Origin of the sequence: Streptomyces sp. NPDC059567, assembly GCF_042735655.1 — a bacterium.
Classification (GTDB): Bacteria; Actinomycetota; Actinomycetes; order Streptomycetales; family Streptomycetaceae; genus Streptomyces.
Window position 1 is genome coordinate 42,310 of sequence record NZ_JBHWBS010000025.1, and the last position, 18,954, is coordinate 61,263.

At 72.7% G+C, this 18,954-nt stretch carries 17 protein-coding genes; 7 read left to right on the forward strand and 10 right to left on the reverse strand.

What is annotated here, in order from left to right:
- The first annotated feature begins 99 nt into the window (after positions 1-99).
- Together ACFVZW_RS14450 and ACFVZW_RS14455 are read left to right on the forward strand one after the other, a co-directional pair.
- A complete protein-coding gene (locus ACFVZW_RS14450; RefSeq protein ID WP_384520767.1) occupies positions 100-852 on the forward strand; it encodes an ABC transporter ATP-binding protein in 753 nt (250 codons plus the stop codon).
- Complete coding sequence (locus tag ACFVZW_RS14455; protein WP_384520768.1) at positions 849-3,410, forward strand: ABC transporter permease; 2,562 nt, start codon at positions 849-851, stop codon at positions 3,408-3,410. The genes ACFVZW_RS14450 and ACFVZW_RS14455 overlap by 4 nt, the downstream gene beginning before the upstream one ends.
- Before the next feature lie 117 nt (positions 3,411-3,527).
- On the opposite strand, the gene ACFVZW_RS14460 is transcribed toward ACFVZW_RS14455, so the two are convergent.
- Together ACFVZW_RS14460 and ACFVZW_RS14465 are read right to left on the reverse strand one after the other, a co-directional pair.
- Positions 3,528-4,139 (reverse strand): ATP-binding protein, encoded by a 612-nt coding sequence (locus tag ACFVZW_RS14460; RefSeq protein WP_384520770.1) that lies wholly within the window; start codon positions 4,137-4,139, stop codon positions 3,528-3,530.
- Positions 4,140-4,335: 196 nt separating this feature from the next.
- Positions 4,336-4,641, reverse strand: a complete 306-nt coding sequence (locus ACFVZW_RS14465; RefSeq protein WP_384520772.1) for a hypothetical protein — start codon at positions 4,639-4,641, stop codon at positions 4,336-4,338.
- A 176-nt stretch (positions 4,642-4,817) separates the two neighbouring features.
- Between ACFVZW_RS14465 and ACFVZW_RS14470 the strand changes: the two genes are divergently transcribed.
- Positions 4,818-5,960 carry a PLP-dependent cysteine synthase family protein gene (locus tag ACFVZW_RS14470; protein WP_384520773.1) on the forward strand — a complete coding sequence of 381 codons (1,143 nt, stop codon included), beginning with the start codon at positions 4,818-4,820 and terminating at the stop codon, positions 5,958-5,960.
- On the opposite strand, the gene ACFVZW_RS14475 is transcribed toward ACFVZW_RS14470, so the two are convergent.
- Genes ACFVZW_RS14475 through ACFVZW_RS14485 form a run of 3 tightly spaced genes read right to left on the reverse strand, consistent with a single transcriptional unit; the run spans position 5,920 to position 7,747 of the window.
- On the reverse strand, positions 5,920-6,420 hold the full coding sequence (locus ACFVZW_RS14475) for an SRPBCC family protein (RefSeq protein WP_384520775.1): 501 nt from the start codon (positions 6,418-6,420) through the stop codon (positions 5,920-5,922). The genes ACFVZW_RS14470 and ACFVZW_RS14475 overlap by 41 nt on opposite strands.
- Before the next feature lie 56 nt (positions 6,421-6,476).
- Positions 6,477-6,914, reverse strand: coding sequence for an SRPBCC family protein (locus ACFVZW_RS14480; RefSeq protein ID WP_384520776.1), 438 nt, complete (start codon positions 6,912-6,914; stop codon positions 6,477-6,479).
- A complete protein-coding gene (locus ACFVZW_RS14485; protein WP_384520777.1) occupies positions 6,911-7,747 on the reverse strand; it encodes a DeoR/GlpR family DNA-binding transcription regulator in 837 nt (278 codons plus the stop codon). The genes ACFVZW_RS14480 and ACFVZW_RS14485 overlap by 4 nt, the downstream gene beginning before the upstream one ends.
- Positions 7,748-7,883: 136 nt before the next feature.
- Between ACFVZW_RS14485 and ACFVZW_RS14490 the strand changes: the two genes are divergently transcribed.
- Positions 7,884-10,325 carry a hypothetical protein gene (locus tag ACFVZW_RS14490; protein WP_384520778.1) on the forward strand — a complete coding sequence of 814 codons (2,442 nt, stop codon included), beginning with the start codon at positions 7,884-7,886 and terminating at the stop codon, positions 10,323-10,325.
- Here the strand turns inward: ACFVZW_RS14490 and ACFVZW_RS14495 are convergent.
- The 4 genes from ACFVZW_RS14495 to ACFVZW_RS14510 all read right to left on the reverse strand — a co-directional run bounded on the left by ACFVZW_RS14495 (position 10,295) and on the right by ACFVZW_RS14510 (position 14,947).
- Positions 10,295-12,709 carry a right-handed parallel beta-helix repeat-containing protein gene (locus tag ACFVZW_RS14495; RefSeq protein WP_384520780.1) on the reverse strand — a complete coding sequence of 805 codons (2,415 nt, stop codon included), beginning with the start codon at positions 12,707-12,709 and terminating at the stop codon, positions 10,295-10,297. The genes ACFVZW_RS14490 and ACFVZW_RS14495 overlap by 31 nt on opposite strands.
- 186 nt (positions 12,710-12,895) lie before the next feature.
- Positions 12,896-13,504, reverse strand: a complete 609-nt coding sequence (locus tag ACFVZW_RS14500) for a hypothetical protein (protein ID WP_384520781.1) — start codon at positions 13,502-13,504, stop codon at positions 12,896-12,898.
- A 107-nt stretch (positions 13,505-13,611) separates the two neighbouring features.
- A complete protein-coding gene (locus tag ACFVZW_RS14505; protein WP_384520782.1) occupies positions 13,612-14,436 on the reverse strand; it encodes an MOSC domain-containing protein in 825 nt (274 codons plus the stop codon).
- Between the two features lie 37 nt (positions 14,437-14,473).
- Entirely contained in the window at positions 14,474-14,947 is a 474-nt protein-coding gene (locus ACFVZW_RS14510; protein ID WP_384520783.1) for a DUF6643 family protein, read from the reverse strand.
- 289 nt (positions 14,948-15,236) lie between these two features.
- Between ACFVZW_RS14510 and ACFVZW_RS14515 the strand changes: the two genes are divergently transcribed.
- The gene (locus ACFVZW_RS14515) at positions 15,237-16,235 is read left to right on the forward strand and encodes a TerD family protein (RefSeq protein WP_384520784.1); all 999 of its coding nucleotides are present in this window, start codon (positions 15,237-15,239) and stop codon (positions 16,233-16,235) included.
- Here ACFVZW_RS14515 and ACFVZW_RS14520 read toward each other — a convergent pair whose 3' ends face one another.
- Positions 16,236-17,417, reverse strand: a complete 1,182-nt coding sequence (locus ACFVZW_RS14520; protein ID WP_384520785.1) for a glycosyltransferase — start codon at positions 17,415-17,417, stop codon at positions 16,236-16,238. It abuts the gene before it with no gap.
- Positions 17,418-17,475: 58 nt separating this feature from the next.
- Between ACFVZW_RS14520 and ACFVZW_RS14525 the strand changes: the two genes are divergently transcribed.
- Positions 17,476-18,261 carry a glutamate racemase gene (locus ACFVZW_RS14525; protein ID WP_384520787.1) on the forward strand — a complete coding sequence of 262 codons (786 nt, stop codon included), beginning with the start codon at positions 17,476-17,478 and terminating at the stop codon, positions 18,259-18,261.
- A 61-nt stretch (positions 18,262-18,322) separates the two neighbouring features.
- On the forward strand, positions 18,323-18,898 hold the full coding sequence (locus ACFVZW_RS14530; protein WP_384520788.1) for a hypothetical protein: 576 nt from the start codon (positions 18,323-18,325) through the stop codon (positions 18,896-18,898).
- Positions 18,899-18,954 lie beyond the last annotated feature (56 nt).

Genomic DNA, 18,954 nt, shown 5'->3' on the forward strand with positions numbered 1-18,954 from the left:
GTCGGGTCGAACCGGGGCACCCAGGGGGGTGGCCAAAACCCCCCCCCGCCCCCCGCGCCCCCCCCCGCCCCCCCCCCCGCCCCCGGGGTCGCCCCCGCCGTGAAGGTCTACGGCGTCGGCGACACCGAGGTCAGGGCCCTGGACGGGGTGAGCGTCGACTTCCCGGCCGGAAGGTTCACCGCGATCATGGGCCCCTCGGGGTCCGGCAAGTCGACCCTCATGCACTGCGCCGCCGGGCTCGACACCCTCACCTCCGGCGCCGCGTTCATCAGCGACACCGACCTCTCCGCCCTCGACGACCGGCGGCTGACGCTGCTGCGCCGCGAACGGATCGGCTTCGTCTTCCAGGCGTTCAATCTGCTGCCGACGCTCACCGTCGCCGAGAACATCACCCTGCCGCTCGACCTCGCCGGAACCACCCCCGACCGGGCCCGGCTGGACACGCTGATCGGCACCGTCGGCCTGCGCGACCGGCTCCACCACCGGCCGAGCCAACTCTCCGGCGGCCAGCAGCAACGCGTCGCCGTCGCCCGCGCCTTCGCCGGCGACCCCGACGTCGTCTTCGCCGACGAACCCACCGGCAACCTCGACTCGCGCTCCGGCGAGGAGGTGCTCCGGCTCCTCGGCCGGACCGTACACCAGACCGGCCGCACGGTCGTCATGGTCACCCACGACCCGGTCGCCGCCGCCCACGCGGACGAGGTCGTCTTCCTCGCCGACGGCCGGCTCGTCGACCGGATGACGGAGCCGACCGCCGAGCGGGTCCTCGACCGCCTCAAGGCGTTCGACGCGAGGTCCACCACTCAAGAGCCGGCCGCGAGGTCCACCGGTCAGGGGGCGGTGAGGTCATGAACGCCGCCCGAGCCTCGCTGAAGCTCAGCCTCTCCGCGCTGCGCGCCCACAAGCGGCGACTCGTCGGCACCTTCACCGCCATCCTGCTCGGCGTCGCCTTCCTCACCGGCACCCTCGTCATGGGCGACACGCTGCGCGCGAGCTTCGACTCGCTGTTCGGCGACGCGAGCAGCGGTACGGACGCCGTCGTCCGCAGTACGAGCGTGGTCACCGTCGAGGGCGAGAGCCAGGGCACCCGCAGCCCCGTCGACGCATCCCTCGCCGACACCATCGCCAAGGTGCCCGTCGTCACAGCCGCCGTCCCCCGGATCGAAGGCGCCGGTCAGCTCGTCGCCGCCGACGGCGACCCCATCGGCGGCCAGGGCCCGCCCACCCTCGCCGGCAACTGGATCGAGGACGCGGAACTCAACCCGTACGCCCTGGCCGAAGGCCGCGCCCCGGAGAAGTCCGGCGAGGTCGTCGTCAACCGCGGCGCCGCGAAGACGGGCGACCTGTCCCTCGGCGACACCACGGTCCTGCGCACCCCCGACCCGGTGAAGGTCACCGTCGTCGGGCTCGCCACCTTCGGCGGCGAGGACGGCATGGGCCAGGTGACGTACGCCGGGATGACGAGAGCCGACGCCGAGAAATACCTCACGCCGAAGCCCGGCGACGCGGCGGGCATCCTCGTACGCGCCGGCCCCGGCACCTCGCAGCAGGAACTGGTCGACGCGCTGGCGCCCGTACTCCCCGAGGGCGTCGAGGCGATCACCGGAGAGCAGTCCGCCGCGGAGAACACCGAGGTGATCTCCGGGCAGTTCCTGACCCTCTTCACCACCTTCCTGCTGGTCTTCAGCGGGGTCGCGCTGCTCGTCTCCGTCTTCTCCATCCACAACACCTTCGCCATCGTGGTCGCCCAGCGGACCCGCGAGAACGCGCTCCTGCGCGCACTCGGCGCCTCCCGCCGGCAGGTCGTCGGCTCGACGCTCGTCGAGGCCGTGGGCGTCGGCCTGGTGGCCTGTGCCGCGGGGCTCCTCGGCGGCATCGGCGTGGCGGCCGGGCTCCAGGCGCTCTTCCCGGCGATCGGCTTCCCGTTCCCCGAGGGCGCCCTCGTGATCAGCGGCCTGTCGATGGCGCTGCCCTTCGCCGTCGGACTCCTCGTCTGCCTCGGCTCGGCGCTGATGCCGGCCGTGAAGGCGGGGCGTACGGCTCCGCTCGCCGCGCTGCGCGAAACCGCGGTGGACGAATCGGGTGCCTCGCGCAAGCGCGTCCTGGCCGGCTCCGGACTGCTGCTCACCGCGGTCGCGGTCGTGCTCACCGGCGTCCTCGCCACGCCGTCGCTGTGGCTCGCCTCCGCCGGCGCGGTGCTCGCGCTCGCCGCGTTCGTCGTCCTCGGCCCGGTCGCCTCCTCGTCAGCGGTACGGGTCCTCGGCGGTGTGTTGCGCGGGGCGAACCGCGGGCTCGCGCGCCGCAACGCGCTGCGCAGCCCCAAGCGGACCGCCGCGACGGCCACCGCGCTGATGATCGGCGTCGCCGTGGTCTCGCTCTTCACGGTCTTCGGCGCCTCGCTGAAGGCGACGATGGACCAGACGGTCTCGCGCTCGTTCGCCGGTGACGTGGCCGTCAGCACGCCGTCGTTCGGCGCGGGCGGCAGCGGGCTCAGCCCCCGGCTCGCCCCGGCGATCGCCGCGCTGTCCGAGGTGGAGACGGCCGTCGGCCTCGGCCAGGGCGTCGCGGAGGTCGACGGCGAGGGACGGGCCCTGACCGTCACCGAACCGGCCGCGCTCGCCCGCTCCTTCGACCTCGGAGACATACAGGGGTCGCTGAACGGCCTCGGCACCGACGGCATCGCCGTCGCGGACACCGAGGCGGCCAAGTCCGGCCTGCGGCCGGGCGACACCGCCGAACTGGTCTTCACCGACGGCAGCCGGCACACCTTCACCGTCAGGGCCGTCTACCAGCAGTCCGAACTGGCCGGCGACTACGTCGTCAGCCGCGAGGCATGGGCCCCGCACCGCGCCCAGGACTCCGACACGCTCGTCGCCGTGACCTTCAAGGACGGCGTCTCCGTCGACGCGGGCAAGGCCGCGGTCGAGGACGTCGCCGAGCAGTACGGCAACCCTGAGGTGCAGACCCGCGACGAATACGCCGCCTCCTCGGCGAGCGGCATCGACATGATGCTCACGCTGGTCTACGCACTGCTCGCACTGGCCGTCCTGATCGCCCTGCTCGGCATCGCCAACACGCTGACCCTCGCGGTCCACGAACGCACCCGCGAGCTCGGCCTCCTGCGCGCCGTCGGCCAGACCCGGTCGCAGCTGAAGGCCATGGTCCGCTGGGAGTCCGTCCTGGTCGCGGCCTTCGGCACGACAGGTGGACTCGTCCTCGGCGGGTTCCTCGGCTGGGTGCTGGTCACGGCGTCCGACGGAGCGAGCGACAGCGCGTTCGCCTTCGCCGTACCGCCGTTGCAGCTCGCCCTCGTGGCGCTGGTCGGCCTGACGGCGGGCGCCGTGGCCGCCTGGCGCCCGGCCCGGCGGGCAGCCCGGCTGGACGTCCTGCGGGCGATCGCGACCGAATGAGGCCGACGCCGGACCGCGCGTACCGGAGCACCCGTTTCGGATCTTGGATATCGGATCCTGGATCTTGGATTTTGGATCCGGTTCGGGTGCTTCGGTACGCCGCGCCCTGCCCCCGACTCAGCTCGTGAGGACCGAGCGGGCGACCGCCGGGGCGCGGGCCGGCTCCGTCGGGGACCCGAAGGGCACACCCTCCAGTCCCGTGCCGTGCGCGCCGCGGAAGCGGCTGTGGTCGACGAAGGGGCCGTCGGTCGTCGCGCCGTAGACGGCGTGCGAGCGGGTGGGGACGGCCACCGCGGGGGTCGGCGCGGAGAGGGTGAACCACACGACCTTGCCCGTATCGCCGTTCGGGCGGATGCCCCAGCTCTCGCTGACCGCCTCGATGATGGCCAGACCGCGGCCCGATGTGGCCAACTCGTCGATCCCGACGAGGTCCTGGGCTCCCAGGACACCCGTCCCGGCGGTGAATCCCGGTATCCGCGGGTCATGGTCATGGACCGAGACCATGAGTCGGTCGAGCAGCAGCTCGATCTCGACGGTGCACCTCTTGTCCGGCTGTGCATGCCGGTGAACATTGGTCAGCAGCTCGGTGACACCGAGCGCCGCATGGTCGATCAACGCATCGAGATGCCAGTAGCGCAGATGCGCCGATACGATTCTGCGGACCTGACCGATCCGCGACGGCAGGGCCTGGAGCTCCACCGTGCAGTGCCTGCTTGGCTCGCTGATCACGGCTGCGACTCCCCGAAGTAGTCCGGAAGAAGACGAAGATTCGGATCTGTCATGCGGTACTGCAGGGCGGCGGGCTGGATCACAGCGTCACCGCCGGTAAACCCTCGGTGAGGTGGTTCCAGCGTGAACCAGTGGTGAGTGGCCCGCAACTCGCGGCGACCCGCCGCAGGTCACCGGCGTGTCATCGGTCCCGCGCCTACCTCTTCTTGGCGGCCCTCTTCAGCGCTTCGAGGAAGCGCCCCGGGCCCGCCGCCCGGTCCTGCGGCCCGTCCATGGTCAGGCGGTAGCGCGTCCCGTTGACCGTGGCCACCGTCTCGTCCGGCTTCGCGAACCAGGGCCGACCCGCCCGTACGGACCCCACCGGGGCGCTGTCGATCTCGCTGCCGTAACTGGTCAGCAGCGACAGCCGGCCGTCCTCGATCCGGATCTCGCCCGCCCGGGTCAGCGAGCGGGGCCAGCGCTCGATCCGTACACCCGTGGCCGTGAACTCGGGCTCCGTCATCTCGCTCCGCCCCCTTCGCACCGGTTGTTCCGACCAGTGTGCCCGGCGGGCGGCAGGCGCACCAGAGCGCCCTTCTGCAAGGGACTCCTATGGACCCCCAAAGTGAACGTTTGCGCAGGTGAGCGAGTTATCGTCACCAGTGGGGACCATCGGGGGAACGATGAGGAGAGGGACGCATGAGCACCACGGAGAACACGGTGTCGGGCAGCGCGCCACAGGCCGCGGCCACCATCGACGTCGACCGCAGCGACCCGGCGTACCGCGCCTGGCTGAAGGACGCCGTCCGCAAGGTCCAGGCCGACGCCAATCGCTCCGCCGACACCCACCTGCTGCGCTTCCCGCTGCCGGAGAAGTGGGGCATCGACCTGTACCTCAAGGACGAGTCGACCCACCCCACCGGCAGCCTGAAGCACCGACTCGCCCGCTCCCTCTTCCTCTACGGCCTCTGCAACGGCTGGATCCGGCCCGGCAAGCCCGTCATCGAGGCGTCCAGCGGCTCGACGGCCGTCTCCGAGGCGTACTTCGCCAAGCTGATCGGAGTGCCCTTCATCGCCGTGATGCCCCGCACCACCAGCCCGGAGAAGTGCCGGCTGATCGAGTTCCACGGCGGCCAGTGCCACTTCGTGGACGACTCGCGCAAGATGTACGAGGAGTCCGCGGCGCTCGCCGAGCGGACCGGCGGGCACTACATGGACCAGTTCACCTACGCGGAGCGGGCCACCGACTGGCGGGGCAACAACAACATCGCCGAATCGATGTACCAGCAGCTGAGGCTGGAGCGGTACCCCGAACCCGCCTGGATCGTCGCCACCGCGGGCACCGGCGGTACCTCCGCCACCATCGCGCGCTATGTGCACTACATGCAGCACGACACCCGTATCTGCGTCGCCGACCCCGAGAACTCCTGTTTCTTCGACGGCTGGACGAACAACGACCCGCTCGCGACCTCCGACTGCGGCTCGCGCATCGAGGGCATCGGCCGGCCCCGGATGGAGCCGAGCTTCGTGCCGGGCGCCATCGACCGGATGATGAAGGTCCCGGACGCGGCCAGCATCGCCGCCGTCCGCGCCCTGGAGGCCGCGATCGGACGCAAGGCGGGCGGCTCCACCGGTACGGGACTGTGGAGCGCGCTGAAGATCGTCGCGGAGATGGTCGAGCAGGGCCGTACCGGCAGCGTCGTGACCCTGATCTGCGACCCGGGCGACCGCTACCTCGACAAGTACTACTCCGACGCCTGGCTGGCCGACCAGGGCCTGGACATCGCGCCCTACGCCGCCGCTATCGACCGGTTCCTGGAGACGGGTTCCTGGCCGGAGTGAGACGCCGGTCCAGGCTGCGCATCGCGTCGCGGAAGGACTTCCCGACGCCCGGTCGGGCGAGGCGCATGGCGAAGAGGCAGGGACCGGGCCCGTCGACGGCCATCGTCCAGCGGACCCGGGTGCCCGGACCGGCGGGGGAGAGGGTCCAGTCCTCCAGCATGGCGCTGACGCCCGGTGCGTTGGTCTCGTCGATCCGGTAGGCGTAGCGGGTGTCCGGTTCGTCGGCCATGATCGTCTCGTGGAAGACGATCCCGCCCCGCAGCCGCACCGTACGGCCGGCGCCGTCGGCGGTCGGCGTGGCGGAGCTCACCGCCGCGAACCAGGCGGGCATACTGCCCAACTCCACTGCCAGCGAGCGGTGCACGGCGGACGGCGGTGCCGCCACCTCCGCCGTGAACACCAGACGTACGGGCGCGGATGTGGCGAAGTCGAGTTCCACAGGCCTGAGTCGGCGTGCCATGGGACCGTACCTCCGGAGGGCGGGGCTGAAGTGCGCACACCCTAGCTGACGTTCTGTCACATGCCCAGCAGTCCGTCCATCGCCCGACCGAACAACCTCCGCCCGGCGAGGGCCAGTACGGGATCGAGGACGGCCGGCACCCCGCGTACCCGAAGCTCCTCCGCCCACACCGCGCGGGAGCCTCCGCCCGCCGTCCCGTACACCCGGATCTCGGCCCGCCCGAGAACCACCCGGCCGCGCTTCTCCAGCAGGCACGTGCCCGGCCGCCCGGCCGCCGGGGGCTCCCAGCGGACGACCTCCATCGGATCGTCGAAGGCGAGCCGCCCGACGCCCGTACGGGCCACGAAGCGGGTTCCCACGCCCGTGGCCCCGGGGGAGAGCAGCCGCGTCCGGGTCAGCGGCACCAGACGGCCGTGCGCGCGGAAGTCGGTGAGCCGCCGCCACGCCTCCTCCGCCGACAGGTCCGAGGAGCGCTCGACGCGGAAGAGGCTCACACCTCGTCGCCCTCGTCCTCGTCCTCGCCCGCCACCACCAGACCCGGCAGCTGCTCCGCCATCTCCGCCCGGGTCTGCGACGACAGACCCGCGTCCGTCACCAGCGTGTCCACCTCGTCGAGCCGGGCGAACGAACTCAGACCCACCGTCCCCCACTTGGTGTGGTCCGCGACCACCACCACCCGGCGCGCCGAGCGCATCAGACGCCGGTTCGTCTCCGCCTCCGCGAGGTTCGGGGTGGAGAGCCCCGCCTCCACCGAGATCCCGTGCACCCCGAGGAACAGCACGTCGAAGTGGAGCGAACGGATCGCCTGGTCGGCCACCGGCCCCACCAGCGCGTCCGACGGGGTCCGCACCCCGCCCGTCAGCACCACGGTCGCCGCACCGGGCCGCGTCTCGCCACCCGCGTAACCGGCAGTGTGGAAGACGTCGGCGACGCGCACCGAGTTGGTCACCACCGTCAGGTCGGGCACATCGAGGAGCTGCTCCGCCAGGGCGAAGGTCGTCGTGCCGCCCGACAGCGCGATCGCCGAACCCGGAGCGACCATCCGAGCCGCCGCCCGCGCGATGTCCTCCTTCGCGCCCAGCTCCAGGGCGGACTTGGCCTCGAAGCCCGGCTCGTGCGAACTCGTCTCCACCACCGGCACCGCGCCGCCGTGCACCTTCTCGACGACACCCTGACGGGCCAGCGCGTCCAGGTCCCGGCGGACCGTCATGTCGGAGACATTGAGCCGCCGTGTCAGTTCGTTGACCCGTACACCGCCGCGCCGTCTTACCTCGTCCAGAATGAGGGCGCGCCGCTGCTCCGCGAGGAGATTCTGATGGTCACTCACCACCGGGGGCCGTTCCTTCCGAAGGGGACTGGGGGATTGCCGTCGGATTCGGTGAGAGCCCGTGCACGAGCGCACGGCCTTCCGCGATCCTGTTGCCTGTCGTCGAATCCTGCCACCCAGAGAGCGAGACACCGAAGTGTCCCCTGCCACACCTGCCCCGAAGAGCGGAGGTGCGGCGCTTGAGCTCCTCGTCCACGGTGTCGGCGGAGCCACGCCGCAGGACATGCTGGGCGACCCCCGTACGGTCCGGGTCACCGGCGACACGACCGCCGCCATGCACCGCCGTACCGACGACCTCGACGCCGAGGACCACCCCGAGCGCTACGCCGAACGGCCGGTCCCCGAGGCGTACTGCTGGTCCAACCTCACCTCCGGCAACGGCGCCCGCGCCCTGTGGCTGCTGCTCCTGCCCTTCATGGTCGCCAACCTCGCCCACTGGATGCGCCCGCCGGCCAAGGGGCGCCCCCGTCTCGTACGGCTGTACGGGGTCCTGGTGCGGCTCGTGGCGCTCACTCTCACCGTTCTGCTCACCGCGGCCGCCTGCGAGGTCGCGCTCGATCTGACGGCCTGGCAGTGTGCCGGATCGGCCGCCTGCACGGAGGACCGCTCCTGGCTCGGCTTCCTCTCGGCCGAGCGGGGCGGCTGGTGGTCCCAGCCGGGCCGCCGCCTCGGGCTCGCCGCCGTGGTCCCGGCCGCGCTCGTGGGCCTGCTCTGGTACCTCTCCAACCGGACGTGGAGCGCCTACGAGGCCCAGCGCCCGCCCACGGGGTACGAGGACGCGCCCGCGGAACCGGCGGAAGCCGAGCCGGCGGAGGCCGAGTCCGCCGAATCCGACTCCTCGGCGACGGCGGACGGCGAGAGCGCCGATGCCGCCACCCCCACCGAGCTCCGCCCCGCCCTCGGCCGCCCCGGCTTCTGGTACGGCCGCCGCCTCGTCGCCCGGCTGCGCGCCGCGCACACCGCCGCCGGCTTCCTGACCGTCGCCGCGGCCGTCACCGGTGCCGCCGCCCGACACGACCGGGGCGCGTCCAGCGCCCTCCTCGAAGCCTTGGCCTGGTCCCTCCAGGCGGCCTTCGTCGTCCTCGCCGCCGTCGTCCTCCGGGTCGTCTGCCGCCGCGGGCGCAGCGAGAAGCGCCTCGACCTGCGGCTCGAACGGGCCCTGGTGTCCTGGCTGCCCGGCGCCTCCCTCGTCCTGCTCGCCCTCGCCGTCCTCCACGCCGGCTGGTCCCGCCCCGAGTGGCGCTCCGCCGGCACCCTGCCCGGTGACGCCGCCTTCGGCGTCCTGACCCTGGCCCAGGGCGGCCTCGTCGTCGCCCTCGGCGTGGTCGCCTTCCTCCTGCACCGCCCCCACCGCGAGCCGCGGACCGCCCTGTACGGCCTCGGCGGCCCCGCCGTCGCCATGCTGGCCTGCGCCCTCGGCGGTGTGATGTCCGGCGGAGTCGCCCAGCGGATGGCCGACTGGCTCGACGGTCCCGGCACCCCCGGCATGGGGGCCGGCTCTCCTGTCGCCCCGCCCGTGCTGCTGAGCTGGCAGGCCTCCGTCATCCCCGTCCTGCTCCTGATGCTCCTCGCCCCGGTCGTCTTCCTCGCCGTACGGACCGCACGCGCGGCCCGCCGCCTCGGGCCGGTCGTCGAGGCCGAGTACGGCACCGAGGATCCCGACCCGGTCCGTACGGCACGGATCGCCGCGGGCCGGGCCACCGCGGGACTCACCGACGCCGCTCCCGTGCTCGTCGGGATCGTCTCGGGCGCGACCCTCCTGCTCGGTGCCGCCTCCGTCGCGGGGGCCTGGGCCAGCGGGAACGTCCCCGGCCGGGCCTTCGACGGCGCGCACCCCGCGATCGCCTCCGCCGCCGACACGGCCCAGTCGCTCGGCTCCTGGATGATCGGCTTCGGCTTCCTGCTCTTCGTCACCTGGGGCCGCCGCGCCTACAAGGACGCCTCGGCCCGTCGCACCATCGGCATCCTCTGGGACGTCGGCACCTTCTGGCCCCGCGCCGCGCACCCCTTCGCCCCGCCCTGCTACGCCGAACGGGCCGTGCCCGACCTCACCTGGCGGATGAGCTCCTGGACCCGCCACACCGGCGGGCGGCTCGTCATCTCCGGCCACTCCCAGGGCAGCGTGCTGGCCGCGGCGGCCGTCTGGCAGCTGGCGCCGGCGACCCGCGGACGGGTGGCGCTGCTGACCTACGGCTCCCCGCTGGAGCGGCTCTACGGCCGCTGGTTCCCCGCCTATTTCGGCCCGGGGCCGCTGCGTGCCCTGCACCGTACGGTCCACTGCTGGAGCAACCTCTACCGAGCCACCGACCCGATAGGCGGACCGGTACGGGTGCCCGCCGAGGGAGCCAAGCCGGCCGTCGACCGCGCGGTGCTCCTCGATCCGCTCGTCTACGGCCGCACCCACGAGCACCCGCTGCCGGAACCGATCCTGGGCCACTCCGACTACCAGGCCGACCCGGTGTTCGCCGCCGAACGGTCCGTACTCCTCGACCGGTTGCCGCCCGCCCTGCCACGCCAACGTGACGGAGGGGCCGACGACCAAGCGGATCAGGGGAGTTCGGGAAGGTCCTCCGGATAGAGCAGGGTCAGGTCGTCCGTGTTCACCTCGGCGAGCACGGCGACCCGTCCGGCATGCCGCTCCACCATCGACTCGAACGTCTGCCGCGCGGTACGGCCGTTGCCGAACGCCGGCCCCTTCGGCAGCTCGGTGAAGTACTTCCGCAGCGCCTCGTCCGTGCCCTCCGCCAGCCGGTACTCGTGCTCGTCCGCCTGCTGCTCCACGATCCGCAGCAGCTCGTCCGGTACGTAGTCGCTGAAGCTGATGGTCCGTGAGAAGCGGGACGCCACACCGGGGTTGACCGTCAGGAAGCGCTCCATTTCCGCCGTGTAGCCGGCGACGATCACCACGACCGCGTCGCGGTGGTCCTCCATCAGCTTCACCAGGGTGTCGATCGCCTCCCGCCCGAAGTCCCGGCCCGAGTCCTCCGGCGACAGTGCGTAGGCCTCGTCGACGAACAGCACCCCGCCGCGCGCCCGGTCGAAGGCCTCCTGCGTGCGGATCGCCGTCGAGCCGATGTGCTCGCCGACCAGGTCGACCCGGGACACCTCGACCAGATGGCCGCGTTCCAGGACGCCCAGTGAGGCGAGGATCTCGCCGTAGAGCCGGGCGACGGTCGTCTTGCCCGTGCCCGGGTTACCGGTGAAGACCAGATGGCGGCGGACCGAGGCGGCCTTGAGACCGGCCTCCTGCCGCCTGCGCCCGACCTCGATCATGTTGGTGAGCGTGCGCACCTCGTGCTTCACGCTCTCCAGGCCCACCAGTGCGTCCAGTTCACCGAGCACGTCCGTCGAGGAACGTGTCTCGGGCGCCGGCTCGGGGACGGGAACGACAGGAGGGACGGCGGGGGAGCGGGGCGCGGGAACCGTACCGAGCAGCCCCGCCGACTGCGTCGCCGTCAGCACGGTCCCGGCGTCCGGGGCCGGAGCCGTGCGCACCGCGCTCTCGTCGCTGGTGCAGTCCTCCGCCACCGGGCCCTCGTCTGGGAACTCGTACCCGCCGCGCGCGCAGCGTTCCGTACGGCACTTGCGCAGGGTCGTGCGGCAACCGTCCATCACATGGAAGCCGTAGCCGCCGCTGCCGGTCACCCGGCAGCCGTGGAAGGAGCCGCGCCCCTCGGCGGAGACGTAGAAACCGGCCTCGGCGGGCGAGGTGACCGTGCACCGCTCGATCGTCGGGTCCGCGCCCTTGGTGACGATCACCCCGGTCTGCACGGCGTCGATGGTGCAGCCGCCGAGCGTCCCGCCACTGCCGTGGTCGCGGAACCAGGCGCCCGTGGACGCCTCCCGGATCCGGCAGTCGTCGAGTTGCGCGGTCGCGCCGTCGCTCACCGACACCGCCGTGTTCCGCACCTGCGACAGATCGCTGTCGACGACGTCCGCGCGCGAGCCGCGGTCGAGGACGAACAGCGCGTCCGGCACGTCGTGCACCCGGCATGCGTCGAGGACCGCGGTCGCCCCGTCGCTGATCCAGACCGCCGGGTAATCGCCCGTACTGTCGTGGATCTCGCACTGGTTGGCGTCCACCCGGGTGCCCGGGTCCCACACCGAGAGGCCGTTGCGGCCGAAGCGGCGCACGGTGGAACGGGTCAGCGTGAGTACGGAGCGCGAGCGCAGGTCGATCGCGTTCTCGGGGATGTCGTGGATGTCGCAGTCGGAGAGGGTGAGGACCGCGTCCGTGTCGAGCGTGATGCCGTCGGCCGAGGTGCGGTGCACGGAGGAGTCGGTGAGGTGCGCGGTCGCGCGGGCCGCGATCTGCAGACCGGTGCCCTTGATCTCGTACACCTCGCAGCCGATGCCCTCCAGCCCGCTGCCCTCGCCGTTGACGGTGATCCCGGCACCCGAGGCGTGGTGGACCCGGCAGCGCTCCAGGCGCGGATGGGCGCCGCCGCGCACGGAGACCCCGGACTGCCCGGCCGAGACGATCTCGCACTCCTCGAAGACCCCGCCGGCGCCGTCGAGTACGGCGATGCCGACGCCCGCGGGATTGTCGACGGTGCAGCGCCGGACGGTGGGGCGCGCCGCGCCGCGCACTTCGAGGCCGGCGGCCGAGCGGGTCACGATCCGCAGGTCGAGCAGCTCCGGGGTGCCGTCCTCGACGAGCAGCGCGGGCGAGGCGGTGTCCTGTCCCTCCACGTGCAGGTCCTGGACGGTCGCGGACGACCGTACGGTCAGCGGTACGCCGTCCACGGGGGCGATCCGCACCGAGCCGACACCGCCTTCCGGGCCGCGCAGGGTGACGGCCCGTTCGATGACGAGGTTCTCCCGGTAGGTGCCGGGCGCGACGGTGAGGACGTCGCCGTCCCCCGCGGCCTCCAGGGCTGCGGCGAGGGAGGCGTACTCACCCGTGCGGCGCCGCCACCGCGATGTGCCGGTGTGCGTCACCTGGACCGTGCCCTGTGCCATGGGTGTGCTCTGCCCCCGCCTCATGCGTCGCTGCTCATCGGATGCCCCACCGTAGCGCGCGCGACGGCGGGGGGTTGACGGGTCGGCCGCTCGCGCCGGGTACGTCCGGTCGACGGGTCGGCCGCACGCGCCGGTATGTCGCAGGGGAAGGGGCGGCTGGTCGCGGGGGTGTGTCCTGTTCGACGGTCAGCTGCCCGCGCCCGTACGTCCCCAGTCGGGACCGGCCTTGGCCCATGCGCGGTCGAGCCGTTGGTACCGCCGGTGTACCAGCCGTCGTACGACAAGACGCCTTGCCGCCTCGACGAAGACGCCCGCCAGGGCCGCCGTGAGCAGCCCGATGGCGATCGCGTGGGCATGCGCGGTCTCCGGCAGCATGGGCGCCGTGACGGGGCGCCCACTCCGGTCCGTCCAGAGCCGGAACGTGTCACCCGGATCGGCCAGTTCGCGCCGGGTGGTCACCGTGCCCGTACGCGGCGTGCCGTCCGGCGCCGTCCAGCGGGCCACGACGGAACGGCGGAGCGGCTGTTCGTCCGCGGACTCGGGGCTCGTGAGTCCCGGCGCCGGGGTGTCGGCGAGCCGGACGACCCGGGCCGTCGTGGGCTGGCGCAGCCGCTGCTGGGCCTGGACCGCGCGCTGGAGGGAGGCGTCGGTGCGCACCCCGGAGAGCCAGCCGGCCGTCGGCACGGCGAGGGCGAGGAGCAGCACGGCCGTGAGCGCGACCCACGCCTCGACCAGGTCCGTGGTCCGGCGCAGGGGATTGTGCCGCCAGCGCCAGACTCCGGTGGCTGCTCGCATGCCCCGCACCCCCTCGTCCACGGCTCTCTCAACGAGTCTGCCCCCGGGGAGGGTTCCCTGCCTCTCGGGACGGGAAGTGTGACGCGATCGCGCGGCGGTCGCCCGCCTCAGTCGATGATCTTGACCTCGTCGCCCACCCGGATGGTGCCGACGGTCTCGGGCACGAGGTTCTGTCCGAAGATCAGCCGGCTGCCGTCCTTGCGGTGGAGGGCGAGCGTCCGCAGCGGCTCCTTGCCGCGCTCGGCGGTCCGCTGGTCGGTGGTGGTCACGACACAGCGGCCGCAGGACCTGGCGACCCGGAAGGTGACCTCCCCGACGGCGAGCCGGGTCCAGCCGTCCTCGGCCCAGGGCGCGGTCCCGTCGATGACCACGTTCGGCCGGAAGCGGTTCATCGGCAGGGGGCCCTCGTCGGCGTGATCGCCCTGGGCGATCAGCGAATTGAGGGCGTCGAGGGAGGCGGTGGTGGTGGCCAGGAGCGGAAAGCCGTCCGCGAAGCTCACCGTCTCGCCCGGCAGGGCGAACTCGGGCTTGATCGGACGCCGGTGCGCCGGCTCGTCCATGTGGACGAGCCGGACCTCGGTGTCCAGGTACGCGCTGAACCACGCGTCGGCCGCGGGATCGGCCGGGACCGCCTCCACCGGAGTCTCGAAGACCTCCACCCGGATCGTGGACGACGGCCGCGGCACCTCGACCGGCAGCGGCGGGCGGCCGGACGCGGACACCCTGATGCCACCGCCCGGCAGCGGTTCGGCCGAGGCCAACGCCATCTGCGGATGACGGCGTTGGGTCACGACCTTGCCCGACGGGTCCACGACGGCCCAACGGCGGTCACCGGCCAGTCCCCATGGCTGGACCTCCGCCTCGGCGGGTGCGTAACCGCGCAGCGCCTTGACCGGGTGGACATGGACGGAGCGCAGGCGAGGGATCGACATGTCGCCATCCTGCCAGTAGCTCCGTGTTTGGTGTCGCTCAGTACCCCTGACCCTGGTACGGGCGGTTGTAGGGGTCCTGGTAGGGCGCGGGCGCCGGGGCGGGGCGCGCTGCCGGGCGCATCGCCTCGTATCCCGTGCTCACCGGGCGCTGCGGCTGCTGGGGCTGGCCGCCCGGGTAGCCGCGGGGGGCGGCGGGCTGCTGGGGGATGTACGGCGCGGGAGCGTGCTGCAGCGGAACGGGGGCCATCTGCTGCTGCATCGGCTGCGGGTAGCCGTAGGAACCGCCGCCGTTGTAGGCGGGGGCGGGCTGGCTGGGTCCCGCCGGGAGGGCGGGCAGGGCCGCGGGCAGCGCCGGCAGATAGCTGTTGCCGGTGTCGTACGCGGAAGGCACTCGGATCGGGGCGATCTGAGGCATGCCCCGCTCCGCGACCAGGGAGTCGTAGATGGGGGTGTCGGGGAACGACGGCGCGGTGTAGTAACCGCCGCCGTAGGTGGAGCGGGGGGAGGTCATGGCACATAAGTTAAGCCCACGATGTGCTGGTTGGGGAGCCCGATAAGAGGGTTGTTTGACGGGTTCTGAGTGACCGTCGATCCTTAATGCGATCGAACGTGACAAAAACGGTCGCGCCGAGAGGCTCCGGCGGGCCGCTGATCTTGAAAACACGAGCTGAGAAGGGGTTACCCACGGGTTGACCCGGGTGCCCGGCATGACCCCGCATTAGGTTGACGTAAAGAAATCTTGATGTGCCGCGAGCGGTGAGTGCGGGGATCATGTCCATGCTTAAGGGAGTCAATGTTCCGTGGCGGCGCGCACTGTGCGCGTCGAATTGGGCTGGCGTTCAGGTGCGGGAGTGCCGGATGTCGACGCCTCGGCGCTACTCCTTGTGTCGGGGAAAGTGCGCTCCGATACGGACTTCGTTTTCTACAACCAGCCGGAGCACGCTTCGGGCTCCGTCCGGCACGAGGGAAAGCGCGCCGCGGGGGGCGGCGCCGAGGACGGAGCCGAGAACGCGGGCGGCGCGATGACGGACGTCGGGACCGTGGATCTGGAGCGCGTGGAACCGGTCGTCGAGCAGATCGTCCTGGCGGCCTCGGTCGACGGCGGGGACTTCGGCCGGGTCCCGGGTCTGTACATCCGCGTGGTGGACGCCGACAGCGGGACGGAGATCGCCCGGTACGACAGCACCGACGCGAGCGTCGAGACGGCCTTCGTCCTCGGAGCCCTCTACCGACGCCAGGGGGAGTGGAAGTTCCGGGCGGTGGGCCAGGGGTACGGCTCCGGCCTGGAAGGCCTGGCGACGGACTTCGGCATCACCGTCGAGGAACCCGAGCTCCCGGCCGCGGTGGAGCCGCCCGCCCCGGTCGTCGTGGGGGAATCGCCCGCCCTGGCCAAGGTGGCGGAGCCGCCCGCCGAGGCCGTGGTCGCCCGGCAGCCCGCCGCGGCCGTGGCGGCGCCCACCGCGAACGTCTCGCTCACGAAGATCACCCTGACGAAGGACTCGCCGACGGTCTCCCTGGCCAAGCAGGGCGGCACGTCCGGCACGCTGCGGGTGAACCTCAACTGGCAGGTGCGCAAGCAGAACACGGGCTGGGGGGCCAAGCTCGGCCGAGCCGTCGGGAAGCGTGCCGCCTCCGACGCCCCCGTCGCCCTCGATCTCGCCCTGCTCACCCAGGAGGACGGCGACCTGATCGTCCAGCGGGAGGCGCGCTACCTCGACCCGCTGCTCGGGATCAGCATGCAGCAGACCGCGGACGAGGCGTACGGCTGGGGCATGAAGTGGACGCCCGCCGTCAAGTGATCACCGGTCCGGGGCCGGTCGGGGGCGGGCATAGGTCCGCCCCTTCCAGGCCGCGCCCCGGCCCCGGTAGTGATGCACCGCCGAGTCCACCGTCATGAGGAGATAGAGCAGCGCGGTGAACGGGAGCGTGGGAGCCAGCCAGAGCGGCTGCCGGTAGTAGCGGAGCATCGGGAGGTACGTCCCCGCCATCACCGCCCACGCGACCCCGCCCGTCCAGGCCGCCGCCGGGTCCCCGCCCACCACCCCGGCCACCAGCGCCACCGGGGGAGCCAGATAGACCACGGCCAGCCCGGCCACCGTGCCGGCCAGCACGAGCGGATTGTGCCGGAGTTGGGCGTACGCGCTGCGCGAGACCATGTGCCACAGATCGGCCAGGCGGGGATACGGGCGGATACTGTCCACCCGCTCGGCGAGACCCAGCCAGATCCGCCCGCCGGCCCGCCGCACCGCGCGGGCCAGCGACACGTCGTCGATCACCGCCTGCCGGATCGAGTCCGGCACACGCGCCCGCTCGGCCATCGACGTCCGCAGCAGCACACAGCCGCCGGCCGCCGCCGTGGCCAGGGGGCGTCGCCGGTTGATCCAGCGGAACGGATACAGCTGGGAGAAGAAGTAGACGAACGCCGGCACGACCAGCCGCTCCCAGAAGCTCACCACCCGCAGCCGGGCCATCTGGGACACCAGGTCCAGATCGCCTCCGACGGCCGCGGCCACGAGGCGGCGCAGACTGTCCGGCTCATGGGCGATGTCGGCGTCCGTCAGGAGCAGGAACTCCGGGCCACGCGCGCGTGCCAGGCCGATGCCGTGGCGCAGCGCCCACAGTTTCCCCGTCCAGCCGGGCTCAGGCTCGCCCGGCGAGGCCACGGTCAACGGAAGCCCTCCGTACCGCGACGCCAGCTCGCCGGCGAGCTTCCCGGTGCCGTCCGAGCTGCCGTCGTCGACGAGGACGATCTCCGCCTCACCCGGATAGTCCTGCGAGAGCAAGGAGGGCAGGCTCAGCGGAAGCACTTCCGCCTCGTCCCGGGCGGGCACGACGATCGTGACCCTGGGCCAGTCGCCCGGCCGCACGCGCGCGTGCGCCTCCGGCAAGCGTTGATCGGTACGCCAGAAGAACCCCTGACCCAGCAGCAGCCACCCCCAGGCGGCGAGCGAACCCGTGGCGATCCAGGCAATGGCGCTCATTCGCCGCAGTCTGCCCCAGATCGCCGGGGACGCAAGGGTGGTCGGCTAGGGTGATCGGGTGAAGATCGCGCTCATGGACTCCGGAATCGGCCTGCTCCCGGCAGCGGCGGCGGTTCGTCGACTGCGGCCCGACGCGGATCTGGTCCTCTCCTCCGACCCCGACGGGATGCCCTGGGGCCCGCGGACGCCGGAGGACCTCACCGAGCGCGCCCTGACCGTCGCCCGGGCCGCCGCGGAGCACGAGCCCGACGCGCTGATCGTCGGCTGCAACACCGCCACCGTGCACGCCCTGCCTGCGCTGCGCGCCGCGCTGGAGCCCCGTATCCCGGTGATCGGGACGGTCCCCGCGATCAAGCCCGCCGCCTCGGAGGGCGGCAAGGTCGCCATCTGGGCGACCCCGGCCACCACCGGCAGCCCGTACCAGCGCGGCCTCATCCGTGACTTCGCCGACGGCGCCGAGGTCACCGAGGTGCCTTGCCCCGGACTCGCCGACGCCGTGGAGCACGCGGACGCGGACGCCGTCGAGCGGGCCGTCGCGGCCGCCGCCGCCCTCACCCCGACGGACGTACGGGCCCTGGTGCTCGGCTGCACGCACTACGAACTGGTCGCCGAGCGGATCCGCGCCGCGGTGCAGTCCGCCGACCTGCCGCCGGTGGTTTTCCACGGCTCCGCGGGGGCAGTCGCGGCACAGGCGCTCCGTCGGATCGGCGCCGAGCCCGCGCCCACCGCGACCCCGTCCGGCGGTCTGACCGTGCTGTTGAGCGGACGGACCTCGGATCTGCCGGCCGCCGCCCTGAGCTACGCGGAAGGCCGCCTGCTCCGGGCCGCGGCGCCCGCCCGCTGACGCGGCGCCGCCCGGTGCCGCAGGGGCGCCGTACGAGCGGAACCTGAGTAGGCTGCCACGCATGAGGGACCATTTCCGACATCCCCGGCACCCCCGGCCTCTGGACATCTCGGCGCCGCTGCCCGAGGTGTGGATCGGCCGGGCCACCAACCGTATGCAGTGGGTGGCCGCGGTCGCCGGTGCCGCCTGCATGGCGCTCGGCATCACCCTCGCGGTCGACTCGGCGTGGACCTCCGGCATCGCGGCCCTGCTGATGGCCGTGATCGGCTGTGTCGCCGCGGGTCTGCTCGTCCTGTTCGGGACGCTCGCCTTCGTCCATGTCGAGGTCAAGGTGGACCAGCGGGCCATGGAGGTCCGGTGCGGCCACATAGGAGTGCCGCGTCGGCGCATCCTGCTCGCCCATGTGGTCGGCGCCGACTACGTCGCGAAGGTCACCCCCCACGAATGGGGCGGCTGGGGCTACCGCTGGCGCCCCGAGAAGGGCAAGGGAGTCATCGTCCGCCGAGGCGAGGCGCTGGTCCTGAGACTGGACGACGGCCGGACGTTCACGGTCACGGTCGACGACGCCGAGTTCGGCGTCCGCGTCATCCGCGACCGGCTGCGCCCCCCGACACCGACGGGGCCGACGGGCGCCTGAGCGTACGGGGCGCCGTGCGGCGGGGATCCGTCGTCGGGCGGTGGACGGTCGGTGGG